This is a genomic window from Pseudomonas sp. FP2300 (genome assembly GCF_030687595.1).
GTDB classification, from domain to species: domain Bacteria; phylum Pseudomonadota; class Gammaproteobacteria; order Pseudomonadales; family Pseudomonadaceae; genus Aquipseudomonas; species Aquipseudomonas bijieensis.
In genome coordinates, this window is record NZ_CP117440.1 from 4139171 (window position 1) to 4165272 (window position 26102).

Genomic DNA, 26102 nt, shown 5'->3' on the forward strand with positions numbered 1-26102 from the left:
GATGTCGGGTGTAATCAAATTCGTTGACAGCTTAGATTTCGATCATCATCCTAATAACAGACCGAGCTCGACTGAGTCGATGCCTCGCCAGACTGCACGCGATCCTTTATCCAAACCTACGGAAACAAGACGCCATGACCGACCGGAATCTGTTCACACCCCATAAGCTGGGTGATCTCACGCTGTCCAACCGAGTGGTCCTGGCACCGCTGACACGTAACCGTGCGGGGCAAGGCTTTGTACCGAGCGAGTTCGCTGCCACTTACTACGGCCAGCGAGCGTCAGCAGGCCTGCTCATCTCCGAAGCGTCGCAGATTTCGCAGCAAGGGCAGGGTTATCAGGACACACCCGGGATCTACACCCAGGCGCAGATCGACGGCTGGCGTACGGTCACCGATGCCGTGCATGCCAAAGGCGGGCGAATTTTTCTGCAGTTGTGGCATGTCGGCCGCGTTTCCCACGTCGACCTGCAAGAGAACGGCGCCGCGCCAGTGGCACCCTCCGCTTTGCGTCCGGCGACCAAGGTATTCGTCAACAACCGTTTCGAGGACGTCTCGGCGCCGCGCGCGCTGGACATCAGCGAATTGCCCGGGATCGTCAATGATTTTCGCCAGGCAGCGGCGAACGCCATCGCTGCGGGATTTGACGGTGTAGAAATCCACGGCGCGAACGGCTATTTGCTGGACCAGTTCATCAAGGACGGCGCCAACGTGCGTACCGATGCCTACGGCGACTCGATTGAAAATCGTGCTCGCCTGCTGCTGGAAGTGACCGCGGCCGTCGTGAAAGAAGTCGGCGCCAAACGCACCGGTCTGCGCATATCACCTGTCTCGCCGGCCAACGGTGTGTCCAGCAGCGCGCCACAGCCTCAGTTCGACTACCTGGTCGACCAGCTCAACGCCCTGGATATCGTTTATCTGCATGTGGTCGAAGGTGCGACAGGCGGACCGCGCGACGTTGCACCCTTCGACTTTGGTGCTTTGCGCCAGCGCTTCAAAAACACCTACATCGCCAACAACGGCTACGACCTGGACCTGGCCACCTCGCGACTCGTCGAAGACAAGGCTGATTTGATCGCCTTCGGCCGGCCGTTCATCGGCAATCCGGATCTGGTGGAACGGCTGAAAACCGGCTCGCCTTTGTCGGCGTTCAATCCCGCTACCCTCTACGGAGGTGGTGCGACGGGCTACATCGACTACCCAACGCTCGCTGAGTCCAGCGTGCGGTAACACCGGCCAGACCCGACCGCACGCCTGAACGACAGCGCGCGCGACTCGCTCATCAACCCCCTTGAAGAAGAGACTGCCCCATGGACACTCGCACAACCGTTCTCATCACTGGCGCGTCCACCGGCATCGGCGCTGTCTATGCCCAGCGCTTTGCGCAACGTGGACACGATCTGGTCCTGGTGGCCCGCGACAGCACGCGCCTGGAAGCGCTGGCCGCCAAGCTGCGCAGCGAACACAACGTTGCCGTCGATATTCTCCAGGCCGACCTGACCCGGATCAGCGATCTGACGGCCGTCGAAGCCCGACTGCGCGATGACGCCAACATCGGCATCCTGGTCAATAACGCCGGTGCCGCCCAATCCGGATCCTTCATCGAGCAATCGACCGACAGCGTCGCGCACCTGGTGTCGCTCAACACCACCGCGCTGGTCCGACTGGCCAGCGCCATCGCCCCACGCCTGGTCAAAGCGGGTGACGGTGCGATCATCAATATCGGCTCCGTTGTTGGCCTGGCACCGGAGTTCGGGATGTCGGTCTATGGGGCGACCAAGGCCTTCGTGTTGTTTCTGTCCCAGGGACTCAGCCTGGAACTATCCCCTAAAGGCGTCTATGTTCAAGCCGTCCTGCCAGCGGCCACCCGTACCGAGATATGGGAGCGCGCGGGCATCGATATCAATACCCTGAATGAGATCATGGAAGTCGGTGACCTGGTCGATGCTGCCCTGGTTGGTTTTGATCGTCGCGAGCCAGTGACCATACCGCCCTTGCATGAAGAGGCACGCTGGGATGCCTTGCAGGCAGCGCGCCAAGGGCTGCTCGGGCAAATCAGGCAGTCCCATGTTGCCGAACGCTATCAAGACCCGGCGTGATCATCGTCTAACGGACGCCGGCGCGAAGGAAAGCGCCGGTATTCCTGGATGCCTGGCGGGTGATCACTGCGCTGCATCCCTTATGAGAGCAAAGCACCATGAAGGCATTTTTAATCGACCGCTACGGCAGGAACAGTGGCCGTATGGGCGACCTACCGGCCCCTGAAGTGGGTGACCACGACGTTCTGGTCCGCGTGCATGCCGCCAGCGTCAATCCACTGGACTCCAAGATCAGCCAAGGCGAATTCAAACTGATCCTGCCCTATTCATTTCCCTTGGTGCTGGGCCATGACTTGGCCGGGGTCGTGGTGCGTGTGGGATCCCGCGTCCAGCAATTCAAGCCAGGCGATGAAGTCTATGCCCGCGCCCCGGACGGGCACATCGGCACCTTCGCCGAGCAGATTGCAGTGAACGAAAATGCCCTGGCCATGAAACCCATGAACGTCAGCATGGAAGAAGCCGCCGCCCTGCCCTTGGCCGCCCTGACGGCCTGGCAGGTACTGGTTGAAACAGCCCGATTGAAGAAAGGACAAAAGGTGTTCATCCAGGCCGGTTCAGGTGGCGTCGGCAACCTCGCCATCCAGCTTGCCAAGCACCTCGGTGCCTTCGTTGCAACCTCCACCAGCACCGGCAATGTGCCCTGGGTCAAAGCGCTGGGGGCGGACGTTGTCATCGATTACAAGCAGCAGGATTTCTCAAGCGCTCTGCAGGACTATGACGTCGTGTTGAACAGCCTGGGCGCCGATGAACTGGAGAAGTCGCTGAAGATCCTCAAACCCGGCGGCCAGCTCATTTCCATTTCGGGGCCACCCACCCCGCAGTTCGCCCAGGCCCAGGGGTTTTCCTGGCCGCTGAGACTGATCACGGGCCTGTTGAGCAGCGGTATACGCCGCAAGGCCCGCCGAAAGGGCGTGAGCTACGCCTTCGTGTTCATGCGCGCCAGTGGTCCGCAACTGCGTGAAATCGCCACGCTCGTCGAGTCCGGCAACCTCAAGCCGGTGGTCGACCGATCCTTCCCCTTCGACGCAACGGCCGAGGCCCTGGACTACGTCGAACAAGGACGGTCCAAGGGCAAGGTTGTCATCAAGGTTCACTCAGGAATGGCCGATGAGTGAAACCGCTCATCACCAAACAGCAATATGCGAATCCGCCCGAGGCTCGGTCCCGCCGCACAGCACGCCGCTGACCGGGTCACGCAGGATGATCTGGCCGCGGCCATAGTCGGTCAGGTCGCTGGCGATCTGGACCTCATGCCCCCGTCGCGCCAGGGCGTTGGCCAAGTCCCGTGACGCCCCGTGCTCGATCCCGACCTTCATGCCCCCCAGCCATTGCCAGCGCGGTGCGTCCAGGGCCGCTTGCGGGTTCAAGCCAAAATCCACCAGGTTCATGACCATCTGCACATGCCCCTGGGGCTGCATGTAGCCGCCCATCACGCCGAAGGGGCCGAGGGCCTCGCCATCGCGGGTGAGAAATCCGGGAATGATGGTATGGAAGGTCTTCTTGCCCGGGGCCAGGCAGTTGGCGTGGTTCGGATCGAGGCTGAACTCCTGCCCACGGTTCTGCAGGGCGATAGCGCTGTCGGGCAACACCACGCCGGAACCGAACCCGTGGTAATTGCTCTGGATGAACGAGACCATATTGCCCTCCCCATCCGCGGTCGCCAGGTACACCGTGCCGCTGGCGTGGGGGTCGCCGGGCACGGGCGGTTGGGCCTGTTCGCCGATTTGCCCGCGCCGGCGAGCGCTGTAGTCATCACTGAGCAGGTCAACCACCGCCACACGCATGTGCAGCGGGTCGGTGATGTAGTGCAGGCCGTCACTGTAGGCCAACTTCATCGCCTCCAGTTGGCGATGCCAGGTCTGCTGGCTGTCACGATGATCGAAGTCGAAGCCCTCCAGTATCTTCAGCGCCATCAAGGCCACCAGGCCCTGCCCACTGGGCGGGATCTCCCAGACATCCACGCCTCGGTAGTTGACGTGGATAGGGTCGACCCACTGGGCGCGGTAATCCCTGAGGTCCGAGGCGCGCAGGTAACCGCCACTGGCTCGGGAATGGGCGTCCAGGCGCTCGGCCAATGCACCGCGATAGAGGCTTTCGCAGTGGGTGTCGGCCAACTCCTGGAGCGTGCGGGCCTGGGCCAGGTTGCGAAAAACCTCCCCGGCCCGTGGCGCACGGCCTTCGATCAGAAAGGTATCGAACCAGGTTTCCAGGACGGTATCGCGATGGGGCGTGAACTCGTTCACCGCGATCTGCCATTGATGGGCAACCACCGGCGACAACGCAAAGCCATCCCGCGCCAGGCTGATCGCCGGTTGCAGCAGCTCGGCAAAGGGCAGCTTGCCAAAGCGTCGGGACAACTCGGCCCAGGCCGATGGGCAACCCGGGACGGTCACCGGTGTCCAGCCATAGAGCGGCATCTGTTCATGACCAGCGGCCCTGACCGCTTCGATACTCAAGGCGGCGGGTGCATGGCCGTTGCCGTTGAGGCCGTGCAACTGCCCCTTGCACCAGACCAGGGCGAAGGCGTCACCGCCGATGCCGCAACCGGTGGGTTCCACCACCGTCAGCGCCGCCGCCGTGGCGATGGCGGCGTCGATGGCATTGCCGCCTTTTTGCATGATCTCGATGCCCGCCTGGGCAGCCAGGGGCTGGGACGCGGCGACCATGCCCCGACGGGCGAAAACGCTCTGGCGTTGCGATGGATAAGGATACTCGTGGGCAGAAAATTTCAGCATGGCGAAGGCTCTTCAATACAAGAATTGATTGACCGGATCCAGGATGGACAATCGTGCACAGGTCAAAGCACCCGACTGAGAAAAGCCCGGGTACGCGGGTGAATGGGGTGACAGAAGATCTGCTCCGGCGGCCCTTGCTCGATGAGCTCGCCTTGATCCAGCACCACCACGCGGTCGGCCACTTCCCGGGCAAAACCCATTTCGTGCGTCACCACGACCATGGTCATCCCCTCCTCGGCCAACTCCTTCATCACTTGCAGCACCTCGCCGACGGTCTCCGGGTCGAGGGCGCTGGTGGGTTCGTCAAACAACATGGCCTGGGGTTTCATGGCCAGGGCCCGAGCGATCGCCACCCGCTGTTGCTGGCCGCCGGAGAGCATCGACGGGTAGTGATCTGCCTTGTCCGCCAGGCCGACCCGCTGCAGCAACCCGCGAGCCTGCTCCAACGCGGCGGCGCGAGTCACGCCGAGCACCTGGATCGGCGCCTCGATGATGTTCTCCAGGGCGGTCATGTGGGGGAACAGGTTGAAACGTTGGAAGACCATGCCGATGTCCCGGCGCTGACGGGCAATGTTGCGCTCCGACTCACGCACCAGGCTGCCGTCGGCCCGCTCGCGATACCCCATGGCCCGGCCATTGACGCGGATGCGGCCGCCCTGGATGTCTTCCAACAGATTGATGCAACGAATGAATGTGGTCTTGCCCGAGCCGGAGGCACCGATCAGCACCACCACTTCACCGCGCCGTACTTGCAGGGAGATGCCCTTGAGAATCTGCAGCTCGCCGAAGGACTTGTGGACGTCCAGCGCCTCGATAATCAGCTCTTCGCTTTTGTGCGCCATGGTTAACGAGCCCTCAGCAGGTTCAGGGTGCTGCGACCGAACATCCGCGTCGACGCCGGCGGTGGCGACGAAGGCCGGTCCGACTGGCCGAAACGGACCTCCAGCCAGCGCTGGAAAAAGCCCCACAATGTAGTCAGCAACAGGAAATAGATCGCCACCACCAGGTACAGCTCGAACACCCGGAACGTCGCCGAAGTAACCATCTGGGTACTGAGCAACAGTTCCTGGACGCCGATCACACTGACCAGCGTGGTGTTCTTGAGCATCACGTTGAACTCGTTGCCCAGCGGCGGAACGATGACCCGGAACGCCTGGGGCAAGACAATGCGGCGCATCAGTTTGGCGAAAGTCATGCCCAGGGAACGCCCGGCCTCGTATTGGCCCTTGTCCACCGCGCCAATGCCGGCGCGGATGATCTCGGCCATGTAGGCACCCTCGTTGAGGCCCAGGGCAATGATCGCGGCCTGGATATTGCCAGGAATGACCAGGCCGAACAGGTCGATGTCTTCGAAGCGGAAAATCCCGCCGGCGGCCAGCGCGGTGTAGAGAAAGACGATCTGCACCAGCAGCGGCGTACCGCGCATCAACCATACATAGAAGCGTACCGGCAGGTTCAGCAACGGGTTACGCGACAACCGCAGCAACGCCGCGGCCAGCCCCAGCACACAACCCAGCAGCATCGCCAGCACGCTGATCAGGCAGGTCAACCAGAGCCCGGTGAGGTACACCCCACTGGGCTGCAGCAGGTACTGCCAGAACACATCCCAATTGAAATTCATCGATGGTTCACCTCAATCGAGTGTGTCACTGGCGACATGCCATTTACCGAGCAGTTGGCTGTAGCTGCCATCGCTGCGCATATCGCCGATCACCTGCTGCACGGCGGCGGTCAGTTGCGGATCGTCCTTGCGAATGCCCAGGCCGGTGAGAATCCGGCTGAAGGCCGGCACCCCTTCCTCGAACAGGTCGGGCGCCATGGCGGCGTAGTAACCGGCGGTTTCCACGGTGGTGCCGTAGGCGTCGACCTGGCTGATGCGCAAGGCCTGGAAAGCATCGGTGTCGGTGTTGTAGACCACCAGCTTCATCGCTGGCCTGCCGGCCTTGGCCAGGGTTTCGTTCTCGGCGTCGAGCAGGGTCTTGATGGTGGAACCGTTGAGCACCGCGACCTTGTGCCCGGAGAGATCCGGCAATGTCTTGAGGCCCTTGGGATTGCCCTTGGGCACCACCACCGCCTGGCTGGAATACATGTAGTTGACGATGTCGATCACCTCGCGGCGCTCGGGCTTGTCAAACAGCTGGTCGACGATCATGTCGCACTGTCGGGCCAGCAACGCGGGGAGCAACCCGGAGAAGGGAATGACCCGCCATTCCACCTTCTTGTCGCCCAGACGCTTGGCGATTTCCAACCCCAGGTCCACGGTCAATCCCTTGGGTTTCTGCGCCTCATCGAAGGACACCAGCGGCGGCGAATCCATGCCCGAGCAGTAGACGAGTTTGTCGACCTTGAGCAAACGCTCCGGGACAACGGGCGCGGCAACCGCCCACTGCGCACAGAAACCCAAGGATATAGCGGCAACCAACAGGCGAGGCTTATGCATGACCAGACACTCCAGTTCAGTAAGTAACGGGCAGTACTCAAAGTCAAAACACGGGCAGGCTCTAAGTGTCCTGCTCTCGTTATTTTTTCGATTGCAGGAACTCGATCAATTCAGGAACGGTGCCTTCGATGTGTGCACGCACCACCGCCTCGGCCTTCTCGGCGTCGCCAGCACGCAGCGCGTCGAGGATCAGCATGTGCTCCTGGCGTGCGCTCAGGGGCTTTTCCACATGCTGCAACCACAGACGCATGGGCGCTTCGATCAGGGAATAGAGCGCGCTGATCTGCTTCAACAAACGGGGGCGACCACTGAGGCTGCACAGGTATTCATGGAAAGCGCGATGACGACTGACCCACTCGGCGCTTTCCTCGCGGTAATCGTCCATCTCGTCGAGCAAGCGCTCCAGGGCGGCCAACTGGCGTTCGCCGATTCTGGCTGTCGCGACACGGACCGCCAGGCCTTCCAGGGCGCTGCGCATTTCGAAGACTTCGTGCAACTCTTCGATGTCCAGGCCGCTGACAATCGCTCCACGATTGGGCCGCAGAGTCACCAGGCCCTGGGCATCCAGACGGCGAAAGGCCTCGCGCACCGGCATCCGGCTCATGCCGATCTCGTTGGCAATGTCCTCGGCAATCAGCCGGTCACCTTTGCGTAACCGACCGCCACAAATGGCATTGAGCAAGAAGTTGTAAGCCTCTTCTTCGGCAGTCATGGGCGGGCGTTCAGCGTAAGTCGGAGCGAACTGCATGGCAGCACCTTCTGCATTTTTGTATCCAATTATCCATGAATTCAAAAAAGCAGAATGCGTGCCAACCTCGCGCGTCATCGTGCAAGGGATTGATTTGAAGGGATTTGCCCAGGGGAAACGACGGCCAGACTCAAGCGCCACTACCGGCAGAACCGCACAGGTGTGCTACCAAACAGCTCAGCGGCTGCCTTTTATGGATGCAAGATGGTGCTTCGGTAACACCACAAACAGCGGCTCATCATGCCTGTGCCCTGGGCGTATCTGACGGCGACTCGCCGAACAGCGCCCGATAATGGGCCGCAAAATGACTCAGGTGATAAAACCCCATCGCCACGGCGATTTCACTGACGTTCAGTGTGGCCGCATGGGTTGCGATCAGACGCCGGCGCACGGCGTTGAGCCGCAGGTTGCGCAGGTATTCCATCGGACGCATCCCGGTGACCGCCTGGAAACTGTTTTGCAGGGTCCTGCGACTGACCCGCAATTGCTCGCACAGATCGAGAATGCTCAAGGGCACATCTGCGCTGGCGTCGACCAGTTCCTGGCAGCGCTTGACCAGGTAGGCGCTGACGGCAAAATTGCCGCGGCGGCCACGCACCTCGTCCGAGGCGTGACTGAACAGGTCGAGGAAGGCGTTGAGCAGGACGTCCTCGAGGATTTTTTCCGAGGCGGGATTGACGGCGTCCGCCTGTTCCAAAAGGTGGCCAAACAGTGGGTGAATCCTTTGCTGCACCCTGCGCAGTACCACCTCATCCACGCTGACTTGGGACACGCTTTTCAAGCGCTTGAGTTGTTCACTCGACAGTTCATAGGCCGCCAGCTTGGCGAACCGTACCGTGTCGACATTGGCCGCGAAGAAGTGCGTACCCTCCGGGGCGTGCAGGACGAAGTCTTCGCCATCGCGCAGCAGCACGACGCTGTGGGCGCCCACCTGGTGCCCCTGGACCACTGGCGCACCGCCCAGCGACATGGCAATGCACAGGCGCCCTTTTGGCGCGCAACCACGCTGCACCACCCGCTTATCCAGCACCTCCTGGAAGATCTGGAAACGATCGGCGCACACCTGCCGCAGCTCGCTGGAGAGGCATCCACGCCCGAGCTGATCGTAGACTTGTTGCCAGCCCAGGATCGAACCGGCGTGTTGCTGAGGATCATTGAAAGTACGAACTTCGGCGAACATGATCATTGTTCCTCGGTGGCCCTGCCCTTATTGCCTGGTACGGTTATGCAAGCAAGTCGGTAGCCTCGTGGCGAGGGAGCTTGCTCCCGCTGGGCTGCGCAGCAGACCCATTTTGGCGAGCGCTTCGCACTCAAGCGGGAGCAAGCTCCCTCGCCACGCGTGCATCATTTCACTTGAGTAAACAGTTCTTACTGTCGACCGTCTTCATCCGCCTGGAAAACCAAAGCCAGTTCCATGCCAAGCATGTACAACCGGTATTCGGCGGCCTTGATGTCCAAGGGCGCCAACAAAGCGCCGGAAAGCACCACCTGGCCCGTTTCAACGCACTGCCCGTCGGCCAGCAAGCGCCGTACCAGCCAGCACAGGTTTGCCTGGGGGGTGTCCTCGCGCGCCTGGGCATTGCCTTCGCCGCAGGGCACCCCGTCGCATTCCAGGCGATAGGTCACGTGGGTCAATTGCTCAGGATGAAACCTGACTCGCGAGCCAAGGCAATAAAGCCCCGCAGCGGCATTGTCGGCCAGAAACGCCCCGACGCCGAAACGCCAGCCCTCCCAGCGGCAATCGGCAATTTCGAACGCCGGCGCGACCTCGGACACAGCGGCCAGAATATCTTCGTCGCTGTAAAAACCTGGCACCAGCGTACGCCCCAGGACAAACGCCAACTCGATTTCCAGCTTGGGCTGGATCAGCCGTGCAAGCGCCAGCGTACTGCCGGGTTTCACAGCCATGACATCGGTCAGTCCGCCCAATACCGGCTCATCAATACCGAAACGGTCCTGGGCGGCGCGGCCAGCGAAGGCCACCTTCCATCCGGTCAACTGCTCACCAGCGACCTGGCGTCGGCGCATTGCCTCGCGCTGCAAGGTGTAGCCCGCCGACAGGTCGAAGGCGTGAGGCTCCAACGAAGGCAAGGGGTGTACGGCCTGCGCGGCATTGTGAAGCCGGACCAGTAGATCGTCTTCGCGCCTCATGAGAGTTGCTCCGCCAGTTTGCGCAATACGCCTTCGAGCCGCTCGGGTGTGGTGATCGCCGCGACAAACCGATCCGGCCGCACCACCACGATGCAATCACGCACCTTGGCAAACCATTCGCCCAGGCGGTTATCGACGTCCTCGACGCAAATGGCGCCATTGGCAGACAAGGGCTGGTTACGCCCCACGCCACTGCGCGAACGATTGATCTGGATGAAGCGTGTGTCCCAGCGCGCCCACCAGGCGGCGGTTTGCTCGCTGAGCTGTTCGCTCGGATTGACCCGATACCCTAGCACCGCATAGGAATGCCCCAACACTTCGTCCAGGCGCCGGCGCTGGCCCTGGGCATCTTCGATAGACGGTTGGATGAACAACTGCCCGACCAGATCATCCTCATGCAGCTCGGCGCGCTCGTGATACACCAGGCCTTTGGTGATGGTCGCCTTGGGTTTGAACTTGAATTCCAGCAAGTGCGAGCGAAGGTTGTCGACGCTGTTGACGGCCTGGAACAACCAGTCCCGGACACCGGCCATCAGCGGGTTGGTCAGCCCCAGGACGGCACCCATGTTGTCGGCCAACGCGATGAGGTCGGTCGCATGCCCACGGCGCTCCTGATCGTAACTGGCCAGAATCGCCGGCGATGCACGCCCCTGGAGAATCGCGGCGAGCTTCCAGGCAACGTTGGCGACATCACGCAAGCCTGAATTGAGCCCCTGCCCGGCCCAGGGCGGGGAAATATGCGCCGCGTCCCCCACCAATGCCACCCGGCCCTGGACAAAACGCGCCGCGACCCGGGAATTATGGGTGTAGGCGCGGATCCGGATGATTTCCAGCTGATCGACCGCCTCGCCGATATGTCCACGGATCAAGTCCCGGATCGTCGCCTCTTCGCACATCCTGGTCTCGTCTTCACCCTCCAGGAGCATGAACTCCCAGCGCCGTTGCTGATACGGCAGATAGATGCAGACGAAGGGACGCTGAGGGTCGGCATGCAGGGCCGTATAAGGTGCATCCAGGGTGTCGTTGGCCGTGTCGATCACCACCCATTTGCGCGGATGGGTCAGCCCCAGCAGTTCGATACCGAGCTTCTTGCGCACGCTGGAACGTCCGCCATCGGCGCCGATTACGTACTGCGCCTGCAATTGATAGAGCTCGCCCCCGGCATCTCGCACCTGCAAGGTCACGCCCTCGGCATCCTGCTCCAGGTCGAGCATTTCATGGCCCTGGCGCAACTCGACGCTGGTGTGTTTGCCCAGTTGTTCGCGCAATGTCGTTTCAAGCAACTGTTGCATGAAGATGTTGCGCATCGGCCAGCCATAGTTCGCCGTGCTCGGTTTGACCTCGGCAAAACAGACGCCTCGCGCATTGTAGTAACGCAAGGGCACGTTGCAGATCATGTCGCGCGCGGCCAGCTCGGCGATGCCGATACCCTGCAACACCCGTAGCGCCTCGTCATCCATGCCCACCGCGCGCGGATACGGCAGGACGCCGTCAGCCAATTCAAGGACGATGCAGTCGATTCCGTACAGCCCCATGTAATGAGCGGCCGTGATCCCGTTCGGGCCACCGCCCACGATGACAACCTGGGTTTTCTCCTGCTTCATCGCTATTCACCGCTTTGTTGTTGTGGTTGTAGGCATTGGTCGTGCAAGTAGTCCCTGACGACACGGTTGAAGGTGTCCTCCTGATCGTCATGGACATAATGGCTGGCATCGGCGATTTGCGCTGTGCGCACCTGCGGGTTGGCCTCTTTCATAGCCTCCAGGGTCGCCTGGGGCAGGAAGTCGGAACGCGCGCCGCGGATGAACAGCGTCGGGCAATCCAGGGCCCGAACCGCCGGCCACAGATCGGTCGGGGTGATGCTCAAGCGCGCCTCGGCAATCCCTGCCTGGTCATGGCGCCAGCCGATGCCTTCCGGTGTTTGCTTCATCGAGTGGGTCAATCTGGACGTCAGCCCCTGGGCAGACAGACCCGGCCGCGATCGGCGCCAGAATTGCGCGGCGCTTTCCCAGTCGGGAAACGACAGCGGCGTCTGGCTCATCTCGCGACGGATGCGCTCTGCACCGTCGCCGCTGACCGACGAACCGGGGCCGATGTCTTCGATCACCAGGGCTTGCAGGCGGCCGGGGTTGAGCCGGGCATACTCCAGCGCATTGGTGCCGCCGAGGGAATGCCCGACCAGGACGAAACGCTCAAGCCCCAGGTGCGCGACCCAATCTTCCAGATCACTGACATAGGCCTCGGTCCGGTAGCTGGAAGCTTCTGCCCAGTCACTGTCGCCACGACCGCGCTGATCCAGGGCGTAGCAACAGTACTGCTCACCCAGTGCATTGGCCAATGACGTCCAGGTCTGGGCATAGGCGCGCAACCCATGCAGCATCAGGACGGGAATGCCCGACGCATTGCCCCAGGACAGATAGTGCAGGCGCATCCCGGATCGATTGGTGAAGAACTGGCTGTTTGCAGACATTCGTTTGCTTCCCACGATCAACGCACCTCAATACAGGCCGTCATTACCTTTCACGTCCGCAGCCTGGAGGCCACCGAGACGTGCATGCAAGCGCCCGCGCGTGGCGAAGGCCCAGATGATGACCAGCTCGTCGGCCGAGGGACCATCACCGAACGAAAGCGAAATGCTGTCGTAGTGCGAGCGGACATATAGCGCGTCCTTGTGGGCCAGCGGCACATCGATGGTCACGCCAGGCCCGCCACGCTTGCCCGTAGAAGGCACCCAGGACTTGCCGCCGCCCAATGCGACGCGGATCGGATCCGCCGCCGGATTGGTCAACAATGCATTGCCATGCTCGTACTCGCCCTGGCTGCCCACCAGGCACGCCTTGCCGTAACTCACGATTTCCCGCTGGCCGGCCAGAGCCTGGATGCGCCGACCAAACTCCTGGCCCAACAACGGTGAAGGCTCGATCAGCTCGGCCAGGCTTTCGCTGAAGCGTCCGGCGTAAGGGTTGGCGATCACGGCGCCAATGGCGTACTTGAACAGCGGCTCACCATCGGCCAACTGGCCCGTTTCATTGGCCAGGGTTTCCTCGACGAAGCTGTACCATTTGCGAATGTGGTAACTGGCGAAATTTGCGGTTTTCATCAGACGTATCTCCTTAAAGTGGGTCGAGATCAAAATGGCGGCTGGGCGCCCCGGCCGCCTTGAAGCGGGCCTTGCCGCGTGCATCGTCGTGTTCGGACTCGAGGAAAAATTCCATGCGATTGCCATCGGGGTCGTTGAAATACACGCCGTTGCCGATCTCGTGGTCGGTGATCTTCACCACCTCGACGCCCTTTTTCAGCAACATGCCGTAGAGCTTGCGCAGGGTGGTCATGTCGCCCGCGATCTCCAGCCCGTAGTGCTGCAACCCCAGGCCGCCCTGGTGGGCTCCGGGTTCCGCGCGGAGCAACGCGATGTCGTGATGCTTGGCACCAAACGCCATCATGATCCAGCTTTCACCCCGGGCGCTTTCATGCATGCCCAGCACGTCGGCGTACCAACGTGCCGACACTTCAGGGTCGCTCACGAACAACGACAGGTGAGTACGAACGACTTCGACTTTCATCGCGCGATACCTCAGTTCTTCTTGATGATGGATTGATGCCCGGACTTGATTTGCGCCACGGCGGGCGTCCAGAGCACATCAGCGATTTCACTGAATTCACGCCACTGCTTCTGCCAGCCGTCACCGCCGTTCTCGGAGGTGAACAGATGCCCGTACTTGGTACCGGCGACGATCTGGCGAGGGTCGGCAGGGTTCAAGGCAATCGCCCAGACACAGGAATTGGGTTGCTGCGGCAGTGGCAACACTTCCCAACTGAGGGCGGCGTCCCGGGAGACCAGCACCTTGCTGGTCGTGCCCGGTGTGCCGTCGGAAATGCTCAGGTAAAGGGTATCTTCGCTGCCCATCGGGGCATTCATGGCGCGCACGTAGTACAGGCCGAAAGCTTCCCGCGCGACGATGCCGGTCCAGGTCAGCCCCTCGTCGAGACTGCGGTAAACGGCGTTGACGCACACCACCACAATGACCTTTTGCCCATGGTTGGGCATAACCAGGATGTTGTGCACGTCCGAGTTGAAGTCCCACAGCAAGCGGTCATCGACACGGGTCCAGGTGTCGCCACCGTCACGGCTGTGGAACAGCCCACCCTCCTCCAGGCCGAACCAGAGCTGGTTGCGATCCGTCGGGTCGTAGGCGAAGGCCAGCAAGCGCGGACGACTGACGCCATCGCAGAACTCTGGAATCTCCACCGGGGCACGATCCCAGCTCTGGCCGCCGTCCAGGGTGCGCCACAGCACCGCTCGCGAAGGCGCACCGGTGCCGACGAAAATGCGCTGTGCATCCTGTGGATCCACGGCCACCTTCCAGACGGTCTGCCCATTGAACGGTGAATCCACCCGCTGCCAATAGCCTCCGGTGTCACGGCTGATGCACAAGCCGACGTCGGTGCCGGCGTAGATCACCTCCGGTGTCCCCGGATGGACACTCAGGGATCGGGTGATCGCATCGAATTCCAGGTCCTGGCCCAGGCCCAGGCGATGCCAGGTGCGGCCATCGTCGGCGCTGCGGATTACCGCCTGCCCTACGGTGGCGACCAAAAGGGTTCCGTTACTCATCACTGCTGCTCCTCAAATGAAGATGCCACGGGTCAAGCCGCCGTCGATGCCAATGGATTCCCCGGTCACGGCACCGGCCTTGGGGGATGCGAGGAAACCGATCAGCCAGCCCATTTCGATGGGCGCCAGGGTGCGCCGGATCGGCGTCGCGTCGATGTAACCCTGCTCCACCTGCTCGGGCGTCTTGCCCTGCTTGACCCCTTCGCGCTCGTACAGCTCCTGGATGTGCGGGGTATCCACTACACCGGGGTGGATCAGGTTGACCGTGATGCCCGATGGGCCCAACTGGTCGGAGAGGGTTTTGGTCATGTGGGCAATGGCCAGGTTGCGCATGCCCGAAAGCACCTTGCTGCCGCGCCCGGTCAGGCCACCGATGTTGATGATGCGACCGAAGCCGCCGGCCTTCATGTGCGGAGTCACTGCCTTGGCGCAACGGAAATAGCCGATCACCTTGGTGTTGAGGTCCGAGAGCAATTCATCGTCACCGGCATGTTCGATGTCGTTGCGCACCACACCGGACGGTGCCGCGGCGCCGTTGACCAGGATGTCGATGCGGCCAAAGTGCTTGTGGGCCGCCTCGACCATGTCCGACACCCCCGACATCTGGTTGGTGTCACAGAACAGCGGCAGCACTTCGTTGCCGGTTTCTGCGGTGATTTCCTCGGCGGCCTGCTGGAGAAACTCCATGCGCCGCGCACAGATCACCACCTTGCAACCTTCCTGGGACAGAAAACGCGCGACTTCCTTGCCGATACCCATACCACCGCCGGTGACGATCGCCACGCGGCCTTGCAATTCCAGATCCATAGCAGTTCCTCTTGTGATTGTTCGGCTCAGGCGAGATCGACGAAGACACTTTTGGTTTCGGTGTAGGCATCGATCACGTTCTTGCCCATTTCCCGGCCCCAGCCGGATTGCTTGTAGCCGCCAAATGGCGAGGCCGGGTCGACGACGTTCCAGCAGTTGATCCACACCGAGCCGGCCTTCAACTGCGCAGCCACGCGATGGGCGGAACGCAAGTCACGGGTCCAGAGACCGGCGGCCAGGCCGTAAGGCGAGTCGTTGGCGCGTAGTACCAGCTCGTCGATTTCGGTCCAGCTCATGACGGTCAGCACCGGGCCGAAAATTTCTTCCCGGGCGACACAGGCACGCTCGGCGCGGTCGAGAAACACGCTGGGCTGAATGAAGTGCCCCTGTTCCAGGTGGGCCGGCCGGTCACCGCCGCAGATCAGTTCGGCGCCCTCTTCCTGGCCCCGTTGCAGATAGCCACGCACCGTACCCAATTGCCGGGCCGAGACCAGCGGGCCCATGCTACTGGCCGGATCCAGGCCAGGCCCCAACACATGGGCGGCCGCGTGGCGCTGGAGTTCTTCAAGCACCTGGTCGAGGACGCTGGCGTGCACGTACAGACGCGATCCGGCGGTGCAGACTTGCCCCTGGTTGTAGAAAATGCCGTCGGCGGCGCCTTTGGCGGCCCGGACGATATCGGCGTCCGGCAGGATGATGTTGGGAGACTTGCCACCCAACTCCAGCGAAACCTTCTTCATGTTGCCGGTGGCGGCCTGGGCGATCAGCCGTCCCACCTGGGTCGATCCGGTGAAGGCGATCTTGTCCACGTCCGGGTGCTGGGCCAGCGGTGCGCCGGTATGCACACCAAGACCGGTGAGCAGGTTGACCACCCCGGCCGGGAAACCGGCGGCCTCGATCAGTTGCACCAGGCGAATGGCAACCAGGGGCGTCTGCTCGGCGGGCTTGAGCACCGCGACACAACCGGTCGCCAGCACCGGGCCGAGCTTCCACACGCACATGGTCAGCGGGAAGTTCCACGGCACGATCAACGCACAGACGCCCACTGGCTCGCGCAAGGTGTAGTTGAGCATCGGCGCGCCACTGGAAGGCGATACCGGCAGCGTGCTGCCTTCGATCTTGGTCGGCCAGCCGGCAAAGTAGCGAATGATGTTGGCGGCACTCGCCGCCTCCCCGCGGGCGTTGGCAATCGGCTTGCCGTTTTCCAGGGTGATCAGTTGCGCCAACTCTTCGCGATGCTGGTCGAGCAGTTCCGCCAGGCGAAACAGCAACAACCCACGCTGGGCCGGCGACTGCTGCGCCCAGGTCCCGGTGAAGGCCGCGCGGGCGGCGGCGACCGCTGCATCCACGTCGCGCTCGCCGCCTTCGGCGACTTCAGTCAGGGTCTGCTCAGTGGCTGGGTTCTCCACGGCAAACCGACGGCCATTGGCGGCGTCCTGCCAGGTGCCGCCGATAAACAGGCGTCCCGGTTGCGACAGGAACTTCTCGACGGCAGGTAACAATTGAATCGGGTTCATATCCGCTCCTTCACAGCGCCATTTCAATCAGGCAAGGGCCGCCGTCGGCCTTGGCATTGGCCAGGGCCCGATGCAGCTCACCATTGGTGTGCACGGTGCTGGCCGGCAAGCCATAGCCCTTGGCCAAGGCTTTCCAATCGATGCGTGGACGGTCCAGTACGGTCAGGCTCAAGGCCTCGGGGCCCAGCTCGGTCATGCCGAAGCGGCGCAGCTCGTTCTGCAAAATGGCGTAGCGATGGTTGGCCGCGATCAGGATCACCACCGGCAGTTGCTCGCGGGCGATGCTCCACAAGGTCTGGATGGTGTACTGGGCACTGCCGTCCGATTGCAGGCAGAACACCTGGTTGCCACGCTCGGCCATGGCGGCGCCAAAGCCCACCGGAATACCCTGGCCGATGGCCCCACCGGTGTTGGTCAAGACCCGATGCCGCGCGGCGTGGGCCGAGGCGGTGAAGAATGGATAGCCGCACGTCCCGCCTTCCACCGAAACGATGCAATCGTCCGGCAGCGATGCGGCCAGCACCTGACCCACGGACTGGGGCGTCAACGTGGCATCGCCTGGTGGCAGCTCGATACCCATTGGCGTTGGCACATAAGCCGGCGCCTCGAGCGCATCGGCAAGCGCAGTGAGCGCTCCGGCGACGTCGTCCCCGACTTCCGCCAGGCAGAGCAGGCGTTCACGTTCAGCCAGGCGAGAAGCGATGCCTTCGTAGCCGAAATAACTGATCGGGTCCGGCACACCGGCGCAAACCACCGCGTCGTATTGGTCAAGGATCTCAATGGCCACTTCGGGGAAGTAAGGCAGACGATCCAGGTCAGGCAGGCCACCACCGCGATAGCTCAGGCGTGGAAAGGTTTCGGCGAACAGGCGCACACCCGGCAACTGGGCCAGGCGCCCCGCCGCTTCGAGCCCGGCGACGGACAAGCCTTGGTCGCCAACGATAAACACCAGGCGCCGGCCATCACGCAATGCCTGGGCGACCGCCTCGATCCGGTCACCGGCAAAACGCCGAACCGGGGCCCGCAATGCCGTGAAGGCTTTCTCATGTTGCACAGTGTTGGCTTGCAGATCCATTGGCAGGATCAGGCTGGCGATCTGTCCGTTGGCTTGCCAGGCGGCACGCACGGCCTCTTGGAAATCTTCGCCTACACCCGATGCGGTGCGCGATGTGCGCACCCATCCGGAAACGCTCCCGGCCAGGGCCTGGATATCACTGGCCAGCGGCGGATCGTAGTTGACGTGCCATGACGCATGATCGCCGATGACGTTGACGATCGGGGTATTGGCGCGACGCGCGTTGTGCAGGTTGGCAATGCCATTGGCAAAGCCAGGCCCCAGGTGAGTCAGGGTCATCGCCGGTTTGCCGGCAATCCGGCCGTAGCCGTCCGCGGCACCGGTGCATACCCCCTCGAACAAGGACAATACCGGCTTGAGGGCTGGCGCACTGGCCATGGCTGCCACCAGGGGGATTTCAGTCGTTCCGGGATTGGCGAAGCAGTATTCGATACCACTCGCCACCGCCGCCTTCACTATCAGTTGCGCACCATTCATTTCCAGCCCTCTTGATCGAGCGTTTGCAGTGGCTGAGATTTATCACACAGGAGAACCGACAAAACAAGCTATTTTTCTGCATAAAAATCATATTTTGAGATTTATGCATTTTTATTGAGATAAAACCGCCGCAAATGAGCTTGTATTTCTCAGACATTGGGTTACCGTGACAACGCGCTCCTGAGCGAGCCTGCGGGCTTTTCATCACTGCCGCGGCTACCTATAGTGCTCACCCAACGACCACCTACGCGCCATTCCCCCCTTTAGGAGCGAAATGAGCAGTCTGAGCAAAATGCTGAGTGTGCTGGACCTCTTCGGCCCGGCAACGCTGAAGATCGACCCCGAGACCATCGCCGAGCGCATGGGCCTGTCACGGGCGACCGTGTACCGTTACGTCAAGGATTTGTGTGACGCCGGCCTGCTGGTGCGGGTGGATGCCGGCAGCTATGGCCTGGGGCCGCGCATCATCGAACTCGACTGGATGATGCGCCAGTACGACCCGATCCTCGTGGCGGGCCGCGAGTTGATGCACGAGCTGTCCGAAGCCACCGGACTGGCGGTGTTCGCCAGCGTTTTCTATGACGGACACATCATCAACACCTACATCGCCGAACCCAATGACACCTACCAGTTCGCATTCGGACGCGGCCAGCCGCTGCCGTTTTTTCGCGGTGCGCAGTCCAAGGTGTTGATCGCCTTTCAAAAGGGTCGACGCCTGCAACGCCTGTTCGAGGAACACCTGGCCAATGACCCTGACAGCACCTACGACTGGGCCAGCTTTTCCAAGGCAGCGAAAAAGATCCGCAAGGACGGCTATTGCCTGACCCACGATGAACTCAACCTGGGGCTCACCGGTATCGCGGCGCCGATCGTCAACCCAGGGCTCGACGAGGTGGTGGGCAGCCTTTCGGCGGTCGGCAGCACCCACAACTTCAAATTGCTGCGCCAGGAAACCGTGATTGAGATGGTGATGGACACCACCCGGCGGATTGCCGAACGCATGCAGAATCCGCCTGCGGCTGCCCACGGGATGTGACGGCGGTTAACGCAGATCGACGTTATCCAGCGTTCTGTTCGATCGACTTCTCAACTCGGACTCACCACCAAGAGAAACGTCACCGCCTTGCCATTGGAGGTCGCGGTCACCGTCACGAAACCCGGTGTGTGACCAGCAATCAGCTTCGATGACACTGCGTCACCACTGCTGCTGGTCGTCACCGTCGGCGTCTGATCGACCCCGACGAATCGGGTCCCTGTCCTACCATCATCAGTGATCGTGTAGACGACCCAGGCCCCCGCCACCGGATCCCTGTCCTGATTCGAGGCTCGAACCATGAGCGCAAGAGTGAACTCGGTACCCGCTGGTGCGATCTGTCCATTCCCACCTGCCAGGATCAGAGACTCCACATCATCCGTCGGGTCCCCCTCCTCCGACACCACCCTCAAGTAGAACCTGGCCATTCTGTCGTTAGAGGTGGCGGTCACCTGCAGCGTGCCCACCCCGGAGCCGGCGACCAGCCTCGGCGAGGTTGCATCACCATCGGCGTTCGTCTGCACGATCGGTGTCTGATCGCCCCCGTCGAAGCGCGTCCCTGTCGCCCCTTCATCGGAGACCGCGAAGGTGACATCCGCACCCACAACAATCTCGCCCAGCGGGTCTATCGCCCGCGCCGTTAACGGCTCCGCGAACCTGGTGTCCACCGGGGCCGCCTGAAGATTTCCGGCCTGTGCCTGTAGCGATGCCACCTCACCTGGGTCCAGCGACATCACGTTCAGGGTGGTGTTGGTTCCTCCGCGGGTTTGCCCTGTGTCAGACAGTAGCCGTACCCGGCCGTCGACGATTTGGCCGTCGGGGGCGGTGTCATCCACGCGGAGCGTCACCGACTGTTCTGTGGTCCAGTCTGCTGCGCTTGACAGGGTACATGACGCGGCGTCGCCGTCCTCGGCAATCCACTTGGTGGTTGCGCTCTGGCAGAACACGTCGGTGATCGTGGTGTGTGCAGGGGCGTGGTAATACAGCTGCTCACCGGACGCCCCTCCCACCGCAGATTCCCCGTCCACCTGTGTCACGCGCACCGGCACCTGTACGCTAACGGCTCCCGGCTTGGCCACCGGCACGGTCGGCTGTTCCACCGGGATACTGCCCTCGGGCAACCTGCCATCAAAATACCGCGCGATGTCCGGCCAGATTTCAGCCATCTGCGTGCCCGAGTTGGCTGAGGCACTACCGCCACTGTGGAGAGCAACTGCCGTATTGGTTGACGCGTCGATCACGGGTGATCCGGAACTGCCGGACTCGGTATCGCAATTATATTTCACCCAACCGTAACGGCCGTTGTCACCCACATCGATCACCCGGCAGGGAAGACCGTCGTCGTGATCGCGAGAGACCCGCTTCGGTAAAGCACTGGGGTGTCCGGCGAGGTAGACGTCAGCACCAATATGCGGGACCTGAGTGTTCAGGCCCAGATAACCGAAGGAATCCAGCGCACCGCTGTTGACGATATCCTCGTCGAGGGCAAGCAGCGCAAAATCCTTATCCCGATCATAGGCCACGATCCGCTCGACCGGCACCCGAACCACATCCGCCGTACTGTCCGAATGGCAAGATGTTTCTTCGTAATTGAAGCTCACCACCATTTGGGTCGGGTCGCCCGCGTCCTGGTCAACAACATGCCAGTTGGTCAGCGCGAGGTTTCCAGGCCCTACCCGCCAGACAGTTCCACCTCCAAGTCTGGAATGGATCCTGCCCACCGCGCGCGCACGCCGGTACTTTGCCGGATCCGACTGCTGTACGCAGCGAGCCTTCTCGAGCTGACTCTCCCCGATGATTTCACCCGGCGTAATCGGGGTGGAAGGCGGAGGCTGCATGCCAGCGACCGCCGACCCAGCACCCAATACCAACCCAACAGAGGCCAGCATCAATCCACATACAGCCGAGCGCATGGCCGGCGACACGGGCGTTTTTTCCGGTTGGGTCGACATGGCGGGCACTCCGGTCGCGCAATGGACGATGGAGCGATTTATGACGCGGAATGTGTTCGGCGCCTACTGTCGGAGCTGACAGGTTTGAGCAGGTTACAGACGGATGGTCGGGGCTGGCTGGACACTACCCCGTGGCGAGGAAGCAAGCTCGCTTGCCACGGGTTCAGGGAACCAGCCCCCCGCTTCAGAACGGAACGGCCACCGTCACCTGACTGTACACGTTGGTGCCATTGCCCGTCACTTGATTACCCCCCGTCGTTGCATCCCGATCCGGCTTGTAGAGGCCTATCAGCGGGGTGATGATCAAATGCTCGTTGACGGCCCACTCGGCATACACATCCAGCTCACGGGCATCCAGGTTCAAGGCGTTGTCTTTACGTACGGTGTTGTAATCGAAGTACAACGCACCGAGGGTCAGGCTCTCCAATGGCGTGGCCTTCAAGCCCACATGATGGATCCCCGTATTGCTGTTGAATGGCCCGGCATAGTTACCCGCGACTTCACCCTGGAACCAGGTGCCATAACCCGTGCTCTGCCCGGTGAACAGCGAGTCCCACTTCTGGGAATAGCGGGTGTAGCGGTACGTCAGCTTGGGCGCCCAGGCGATATCGGCAAAGGTGTAGCCGGCCTCGGCGTACCAGGCGTTCTGTGGGCCGGCGTTCTTGTCCTGCCAGGCGTATTCGAATGCCAGGCTGGCATTTTCGATACCCGCGTCGCCTTCCCCACGAATGCTGTAGACGTTCATGTCCTTGCGTTGCTTCTGGAAGTCGCTGGCCCACCGCTCGTTCACGTCGAGGCCATGCACCCATGTCAGGCCCAACGTACCGGCCCTGGCGGTGTAATCCAGCGTGCCGGCGGCCAATTCGGTTTCGGCCTGGGCACGGTTGTCGGACTTGAGCCATACCACACTGCCATGCAACCCATCCTGCCCGCCCAGGCGCAACACGGCGGTTTGATCGAAGGCGTGCCGGGCCGCCAGGTAATAGGCCCCACCACGATTCAAGCGACCATCGGCCGGCCCTTTGCCCAGGTTCGGCCCGTCATCGTTGATCAAGAATCCCCGGCCCAGCTTGACCACCTGGCGGCCACCGGAGATGTCGACACCGTCCTGCCCCAGCACAGGGAACAGATCGGCGGAGCGCCAACCCAGGTAAGCGTCTTCGATCTTGGTGGTGCGCTCGGACCCAAGGGAATTACCGGCCGGATCGCCATCGCCCCAAGTGGCGGAACTGATCAGGTTGAACGCACCGTAGGCAGTGCCGTGGCCGGCCAGGCCCTGGTCGCCGCTGACGCCATACTTGATGAAGCCTTCGCGCCAGGTTGAACCGCCGGGCGTGCCGTCGTAGTTCTTACGACTGTTGAAATGGCCGAACACCGCCAGCAGGTCGGCGTTGAGGTGAGTGTCTTCATCGGCATACAACTCATAGGCCTGAACCTGACTCGTGGCACAAAGCGCCAGCGTACAGGCAAGGCCACTGCCGAAAAAATCCATACGAGATAGAGACCGCATGGCTGGAGCTCCTTGTGGTGCACCTTTGAAGGCTGTCTTTATATTCAGGAGCCGGCGCAGGACACTGCGCCGGCTATCAGGCTAGCGGCAATCGGCGAGCGCGCTGTCCAACGCGCCGACCATCAGGGCGGCCTCGTCGCTGGTGAGGGTCAGCGGTGGCGACATCACGATTTTGTTGCCGATCGGGCGCATCAAAACGCCGGCCAGGCGCGCTTGCTCGGCGATGCGCGAGGCCAGGCCGTTGGCCGGGTCAAGTGGTTCGCGCGTGACTTTGTCCGCCACCAGGTCCACGGCGATCATCAAGCCCTTGCCACGCACTTCACCCACCACCGCATAACGTTCGGTCAGCGGTTGCAGTTGCTCCAGCAACTGGGCTCCGACTGTTCCCGCGTTACCCGGCAGATCCTCGGCCTCGACGATGTCCAGCACCGCCAGGGCCGCCGCACAAGCGGTCGGATGCCCGCTGTAGGTGTAGCCGTGCATGATCACGCTGCTGAAACCCGGGCCGTTCTCGATGGCATCGACGATGCGCTGGTTGAAGACCGTGGCGCCCATGGGGATGTAGCCAGCAGTGATGCCCTTGGCCAGGCACAGGACGTCGGGCGCGACACCCCAGCCGCGACTGCCGAGCATGCAGCCGGTGCGGCCGAAACCGGTGACCACTTCATCGGCGATCAACAGGATGCCGTGGCGGTCGCAGACTTCGCGCAGCCGCTTCCAGTAATGCGCGGGCGGCACGATCACGCCGCCGGCGCCTTGTACCGGTTCGGCGATCAGCGCAGCAATGGTCTGTGGGCCAAGCAGCGCGATCTGGTCTTCCAACTGACGAATACAGTGGGCAGTCAATTCTTCCGGATCGCGGCAATCCCAGGGGTTGCGGTACAGCCACGGCGTATCGAGCAGATGACAGCCGGCCAATAGCGGCCCGTGGTTGTAGTGATAGACCCCATTGCCGCCCACCGATGTACCGCCCACGTGCACGCCATGGTAGCCATTGCGCAGCGACAGAAAGCGCGTGCGCCCTGGCTCACCGCTGGCGATCCAGTATTGACGGGCCATTTTCAGGGCCGTCTCGACCGCATCGGAACCGCCGGAACTGAACAGCACCCGGGCCATGTTTTCCTGGGCGAACATCGACGTCAGCCGCTCGGCCAGGTCGAACACCCGCGGATGGGCGATGCCGTCAAAGGTCTGGTAATAGGCCAGCTCGTCCAGCTGCGCAGCGATGGCCGCCTTCACTGAAGCCCGGTTATGACCCACGTTCACGTTCCACAAACCGCCGACACCATCGAGCATGCGATGGCCCTCGATATCGGTGATGTAGTTACCGTCGCCACGGGCGATGATCAACGTCTTGGAGCGATTGGCTGGCGCCGAAGAACTCATCGGGTGCCAGAACTTCTTCTGTGCTGTCTTGTATTGCTCGTACATGGTTGCAGTCCTCATTCTGTTTCACGCTTGCGTACGTACAGCAGTTGCTGGCCGGTGAACTCCAGCAACCCTTCAAGGCCGAACTCGACGCCGAACCCGGACATCTTGCTGCCGCCAAACGGCGTATTCGGCTGGATCTGCGCATGGCAGTTGACCCAGGCCATGCCACATTCCAGGCGACTGGCCAATGCCTGTGCCTGCTCGCTGTCGCGTCCCCAGACCGATCCGCCCAAGCCCATGTCGCCGGCGTTGGCGCGGCGCAGGACATCCTCGATATCCTGATAGGCAATCAGGGGCAGCACCGGACCGAACTGTTCCTCGTCCACCAGACGCTGCCCATCGGTGACATCGGCAACCAGGGTCGGCGGATAGAAAAAGCCCGGACGGTCCAGACGGGCACCGCCGCACAACACCCGCGCCCCATGGGCACGGGCATCGGCCACCAGTTCCTCCACCAGCGCCAACTGTTCGAGGTTCTGCACCGGGCCAAAAGTGACTCCAGGCGCCAGGCCGTCACCCACCACCTGACGCCTGGCGATTAGGGTCAGGGCCTCGGCAAAGGCCTCGTACTGGGATTGGTGAATGTACAAACGCTTCAGGGCGGCGCAGGTCTGCCCCATGTTCAGGAAGGCCGCCTGGAAAATATCTTCGGCGACCGCCTCGACCGACGTGCCTGGCAGCACGATGGCGGCATCGTTGCCGCCCAGCTCCAGGGTCAGGCGCTTGAGGTTGCTGGCGGCGCCGCGCATCACGCTTTGGCCGGTGGCGGTCGAGCCGGTGAAGACAATCTTCTGGATACCGGCATGGGCGGTGATCGCGCTGCCGAAACCTTGTTCACCAGTCACGCTACTGATCACGCCACGAGGCACATGGCGCGCGATGATGTCCACCAGGCGCAGGGTGCTCAAGGGGGTCAGGCTGGACGGTTTGCTGATCACGCAGTTACCGGCCCGCAACGCCGGCATGATGTGCCAGACGGCGATCATGAACGGCCAGTTCCAGGGCGTGATCGACGCCACAACGCCCAACGGCTTGCGGTGCAGTTCAATGCGCTGGGTCGGGGTTTCTTCCACCAGCTCTACGGGAATCTGCTGCTCGGCGGCATAACGCGTCCAGGCCACTGCGCCCATCACTTCGGAGAACGCCAGTTCCAGTGGCTTGCCCTGCTCCAGGACAATGAGCCGGGCCAACGACTCGGCTTCCTGTTCAAGATCGGCAGCGATGCTCAGCAGGCGCTGGCGGCGGTTTTCATGAGTACTGTGTCGCCACTCGACAAAGGCCGCTTGCGCCGCTTCGACGGCAAGGTCCAGTTGGGCCAGGGAACCGGCCGGGCAGCGGGCGAACACGGTACCGGTCGCCGGATTGAACACATCGAAGTGGCCGTTTTCACCGTCGACCCGCGCCCCATTGATGAGCATTTGATAATCGTGCATAGCACCTTCCTTTCACGCGCTGACGAACCGTCCGGAACGACAGCGGACTTGTTTTCTGGGTGGATTGACGTTGTCGCTTG

23 protein-coding genes are annotated in these 26102 nt (G+C 62.1%); 4 read left to right on the plus strand and 19 right to left on the minus strand.

What is annotated here, in order from left to right:
- Positions 1 to 134 precede the first annotated feature (134 nt).
- The 3 genes from PSH86_RS18160 (at position 135) to PSH86_RS18170 (ending at position 3213) form a co-directional block, all read left to right on the plus strand.
- Complete coding sequence (locus PSH86_RS18160; protein ID WP_305484026.1) at positions 135 to 1229, plus strand: alkene reductase; 1095 nt, start codon at positions 135 to 137, stop codon at positions 1227 to 1229.
- A gap of 80 nt (positions 1230 to 1309) precedes the next feature.
- Positions 1310 to 2098: an SDR family oxidoreductase gene (locus PSH86_RS18165; protein ID WP_163858178.1), complete on the plus strand. Its 789-nt coding sequence runs from the start codon at positions 1310 to 1312 to the stop codon at positions 2096 to 2098.
- A 98-nt stretch (positions 2099 to 2196) separates the two neighbouring features.
- Positions 2197 to 3213 (plus strand): NADP-dependent oxidoreductase, encoded by a 1017-nt coding sequence (locus PSH86_RS18170; RefSeq protein WP_109753201.1) that lies wholly within the window; start codon positions 2197 to 2199, stop codon positions 3211 to 3213.
- A 9-nt stretch (positions 3214 to 3222) separates the two neighbouring features.
- On the opposite strand, the gene PSH86_RS18175 is transcribed toward PSH86_RS18170, so the two are convergent.
- From PSH86_RS18175 to PSH86_RS18245, 15 genes are all read right to left on the minus strand, one after another.
- The gene (locus PSH86_RS18175) at positions 3223 to 4833 is read right to left on the minus strand and encodes a gamma-glutamyltransferase family protein (protein WP_176687620.1); all 1611 of its coding nucleotides are present in this window, start codon (positions 4831 to 4833) and stop codon (positions 3223 to 3225) included.
- A gap of 62 nt (positions 4834 to 4895) precedes the next feature.
- Positions 4896 to 5675: an amino acid ABC transporter ATP-binding protein gene (locus PSH86_RS18180; protein ID WP_109753203.1), complete on the minus strand. Its 780-nt coding sequence runs from the start codon at positions 5673 to 5675 to the stop codon at positions 4896 to 4898.
- 2 nt (positions 5676 to 5677) lie between these two features.
- The gene (locus PSH86_RS18185) at positions 5678 to 6454 is read right to left on the minus strand and encodes an amino acid ABC transporter permease (protein ID WP_305484034.1); all 777 of its coding nucleotides are present in this window, start codon (positions 6452 to 6454) and stop codon (positions 5678 to 5680) included.
- A gap of 12 nt (positions 6455 to 6466) precedes the next feature.
- The gene (locus tag PSH86_RS18190) at positions 6467 to 7273 is read right to left on the minus strand and encodes an ABC transporter substrate-binding protein (RefSeq protein WP_163858172.1); all 807 of its coding nucleotides are present in this window, start codon (positions 7271 to 7273) and stop codon (positions 6467 to 6469) included.
- Between the two features lie 79 nt (positions 7274 to 7352).
- Positions 7353 to 8021: a GntR family transcriptional regulator gene (locus PSH86_RS18195; protein WP_109753206.1), complete on the minus strand. Its 669-nt coding sequence runs from the start codon at positions 8019 to 8021 to the stop codon at positions 7353 to 7355.
- Positions 8022 to 8259: 238 nt separating this feature from the next.
- The gene (locus PSH86_RS18200; protein WP_109753386.1) at positions 8260 to 9201 is read right to left on the minus strand and encodes a helix-turn-helix domain-containing protein; all 942 of its coding nucleotides are present in this window, start codon (positions 9199 to 9201) and stop codon (positions 8260 to 8262) included.
- Between the two features lie 188 nt (positions 9202 to 9389).
- On the minus strand, positions 9390 to 10172 hold the full coding sequence (locus PSH86_RS18205) for a 2-keto-4-pentenoate hydratase (RefSeq protein ID WP_305484040.1): 783 nt from the start codon (positions 10170 to 10172) through the stop codon (positions 9390 to 9392).
- Positions 10169 to 11776 (minus strand): bifunctional 3-(3-hydroxy-phenyl)propionate/3-hydroxycinnamic acid hydroxylase, encoded by a 1608-nt coding sequence (locus tag PSH86_RS18210; protein WP_109753208.1) that lies wholly within the window; start codon positions 11774 to 11776, stop codon positions 10169 to 10171. The genes PSH86_RS18205 and PSH86_RS18210 overlap by 4 nt, the downstream gene beginning before the upstream one ends.
- A gap of 2 nt (positions 11777 to 11778) precedes the next feature.
- A complete protein-coding gene (locus PSH86_RS18215) occupies positions 11779 to 12642 on the minus strand; it encodes an alpha/beta fold hydrolase (RefSeq protein WP_109753209.1) in 864 nt (287 codons plus the stop codon).
- A gap of 27 nt (positions 12643 to 12669) precedes the next feature.
- A complete protein-coding gene (locus PSH86_RS18220; RefSeq protein ID WP_109753210.1) occupies positions 12670 to 13272 on the minus strand; it encodes an amino acid synthesis family protein in 603 nt (200 codons plus the stop codon).
- Between the two features lie 13 nt (positions 13273 to 13285).
- Positions 13286 to 13735, minus strand: coding sequence for a VOC family protein (locus tag PSH86_RS18225; protein WP_109753211.1), 450 nt, complete (start codon positions 13733 to 13735; stop codon positions 13286 to 13288).
- An 11-nt stretch (positions 13736 to 13746) separates the two neighbouring features.
- Complete coding sequence (locus PSH86_RS18230; RefSeq protein WP_305484046.1) at positions 13747 to 14787, minus strand: YCF48-related protein; 1041 nt, start codon at positions 14785 to 14787, stop codon at positions 13747 to 13749.
- Between the two features lie 12 nt (positions 14788 to 14799).
- Complete coding sequence (locus PSH86_RS18235) at positions 14800 to 15594, minus strand: SDR family NAD(P)-dependent oxidoreductase (RefSeq protein ID WP_305484049.1); 795 nt, start codon at positions 15592 to 15594, stop codon at positions 14800 to 14802.
- Positions 15595 to 15620: 26 nt separating this feature from the next.
- Entirely contained in the window at positions 15621 to 17111 is a 1491-nt protein-coding gene (locus tag PSH86_RS18240) for an aldehyde dehydrogenase family protein (RefSeq protein ID WP_109753213.1), read from the minus strand.
- Positions 17112 to 17121: 10 nt separating this feature from the next.
- Positions 17122 to 18663 (minus strand): acetolactate synthase large subunit, encoded by a 1542-nt coding sequence (locus PSH86_RS18245; RefSeq protein ID WP_109753214.1) that lies wholly within the window; start codon positions 18661 to 18663, stop codon positions 17122 to 17124.
- Between the two features lie 274 nt (positions 18664 to 18937).
- On the opposite strand from PSH86_RS18245, the gene PSH86_RS18250 reads away from it, so the two are divergent.
- Positions 18938 to 19699: an IclR family transcriptional regulator gene (locus tag PSH86_RS18250; protein ID WP_109753215.1), complete on the plus strand. Its 762-nt coding sequence runs from the start codon at positions 18938 to 18940 to the stop codon at positions 19697 to 19699.
- A 50-nt stretch (positions 19700 to 19749) separates the two neighbouring features.
- Here the strand turns inward: PSH86_RS18250 and PSH86_RS18255 are convergent, their stop codons facing one another.
- From PSH86_RS18255 to PSH86_RS18270, 4 genes are all read right to left on the minus strand, one after another.
- The gene (locus tag PSH86_RS18255; protein WP_305484058.1) at positions 19750 to 21648 is read right to left on the minus strand and encodes a serine protease; all 1899 of its coding nucleotides are present in this window, start codon (positions 21646 to 21648) and stop codon (positions 19750 to 19752) included.
- Positions 21649 to 21832: 184 nt separating this feature from the next.
- Positions 21833 to 23158 carry a hypothetical protein gene (locus PSH86_RS18260; RefSeq protein ID WP_305484062.1) on the minus strand — a complete coding sequence of 442 codons (1326 nt, stop codon included), beginning with the start codon at positions 23156 to 23158 and terminating at the stop codon, positions 21833 to 21835.
- A gap of 81 nt (positions 23159 to 23239) precedes the next feature.
- A complete protein-coding gene (locus tag PSH86_RS18265) occupies positions 23240 to 24589 on the minus strand; it encodes an aminotransferase class III-fold pyridoxal phosphate-dependent enzyme (RefSeq protein WP_109753218.1) in 1350 nt (449 codons plus the stop codon).
- Positions 24590 to 24600: 11 nt separating this feature from the next.
- Positions 24601 to 26022: an aldehyde dehydrogenase family protein gene (locus PSH86_RS18270; RefSeq protein WP_163858156.1), complete on the minus strand. Its 1422-nt coding sequence runs from the start codon at positions 26020 to 26022 to the stop codon at positions 24601 to 24603.
- Between the last annotated feature and the right edge of the window lie 80 nt (positions 26023 to 26102).

Coding starts and splice junctions, on each gene's coding strand:
- PSH86_RS18160 (WP_305484026.1), top strand. CDS start 135: ATGACCGACCGGAATCTGTTCACACCCCATAAGCTGGGTGATCTCACG.
- PSH86_RS18165 (WP_163858178.1), top strand. CDS start 1,310: ATGGACACTCGCACAACCGTTCTCATCACTGGCGCGTCCACCGGCATC.
- PSH86_RS18170 (WP_109753201.1), top strand. CDS start 2,197: ATGAAGGCATTTTTAATCGACCGCTACGGCAGGAACAGTGGCCGTATG.
- PSH86_RS18175 (WP_176687620.1), bottom strand. CDS start 4,833: ATGCTGAAATTTTCTGCCCACGAGTATCCTTATCCATCGCAACGCCAG.
- PSH86_RS18180 (WP_109753203.1), bottom strand. CDS start 5,675: ATGGCGCACAAAAGCGAAGAGCTGATTATCGAGGCGCTGGACGTCCAC.
- PSH86_RS18185 (WP_305484034.1), bottom strand. CDS start 6,454: ATGAATTTCAATTGGGATGTGTTCTGGCAGTACCTGCTGCAGCCCAGT.
- PSH86_RS18190 (WP_163858172.1), bottom strand. CDS start 7,273: ATGCATAAGCCTCGCCTGTTGGTTGCCGCTATATCCTTGGGTTTCTGT.
- PSH86_RS18195 (WP_109753206.1), bottom strand. CDS start 8,021: ATGCAGTTCGCTCCGACTTACGCTGAACGCCCGCCCATGACTGCCGAA.
- PSH86_RS18200 (WP_109753386.1), bottom strand. CDS start 9,201: ATGTTCGCCGAAGTTCGTACTTTCAATGATCCTCAGCAACACGCCGGT.
- PSH86_RS18205 (WP_305484040.1), bottom strand. CDS start 10,172: ATGAGGCGCGAAGACGATCTACTGGTCCGGCTTCACAATGCCGCGCAG.
- PSH86_RS18210 (WP_109753208.1), bottom strand. CDS start 11,776: ATGAAGCAGGAGAAAACCCAGGTTGTCATCGTGGGCGGTGGCCCGAAC.
- PSH86_RS18215 (WP_109753209.1), bottom strand. CDS start 12,642: ATGTCTGCAAACAGCCAGTTCTTCACCAATCGATCCGGGATGCGCCTG.
- PSH86_RS18220 (WP_109753210.1), bottom strand. CDS start 13,272: ATGAAAACCGCAAATTTCGCCAGTTACCACATTCGCAAATGGTACAGC.
- PSH86_RS18225 (WP_109753211.1), bottom strand. CDS start 13,735: ATGAAAGTCGAAGTCGTTCGTACTCACCTGTCGTTGTTCGTGAGCGAC.
- PSH86_RS18230 (WP_305484046.1), bottom strand. CDS start 14,787: ATGAGTAACGGAACCCTTTTGGTCGCCACCGTAGGGCAGGCGGTAATC.
- PSH86_RS18235 (WP_305484049.1), bottom strand. CDS start 15,594: ATGGATCTGGAATTGCAAGGCCGCGTGGCGATCGTCACCGGCGGTGGT.
- PSH86_RS18240 (WP_109753213.1), bottom strand. CDS start 17,111: ATGAACCCGATTCAATTGTTACCTGCCGTCGAGAAGTTCCTGTCGCAA.
- PSH86_RS18245 (WP_109753214.1), bottom strand. CDS start 18,663: ATGAATGGTGCGCAACTGATAGTGAAGGCGGCGGTGGCGAGTGGTATC.
- PSH86_RS18250 (WP_109753215.1), top strand. CDS start 18,938: ATGAGCAGTCTGAGCAAAATGCTGAGTGTGCTGGACCTCTTCGGCCCG.
- PSH86_RS18255 (WP_305484058.1), bottom strand. CDS start 21,648: ATGTCGACCCAACCGGAAAAAACGCCCGTGTCGCCGGCCATGCGCTCG.
- PSH86_RS18260 (WP_305484062.1), bottom strand. CDS start 23,158: ATGCGGTCTCTATCTCGTATGGATTTTTTCGGCAGTGGCCTTGCCTGT.
- PSH86_RS18265 (WP_109753218.1), bottom strand. CDS start 24,589: ATGTACGAGCAATACAAGACAGCACAGAAGAAGTTCTGGCACCCGATG.
- PSH86_RS18270 (WP_163858156.1), bottom strand. CDS start 26,022: ATGCACGATTATCAAATGCTCATCAATGGGGCGCGGGTCGACGGTGAA.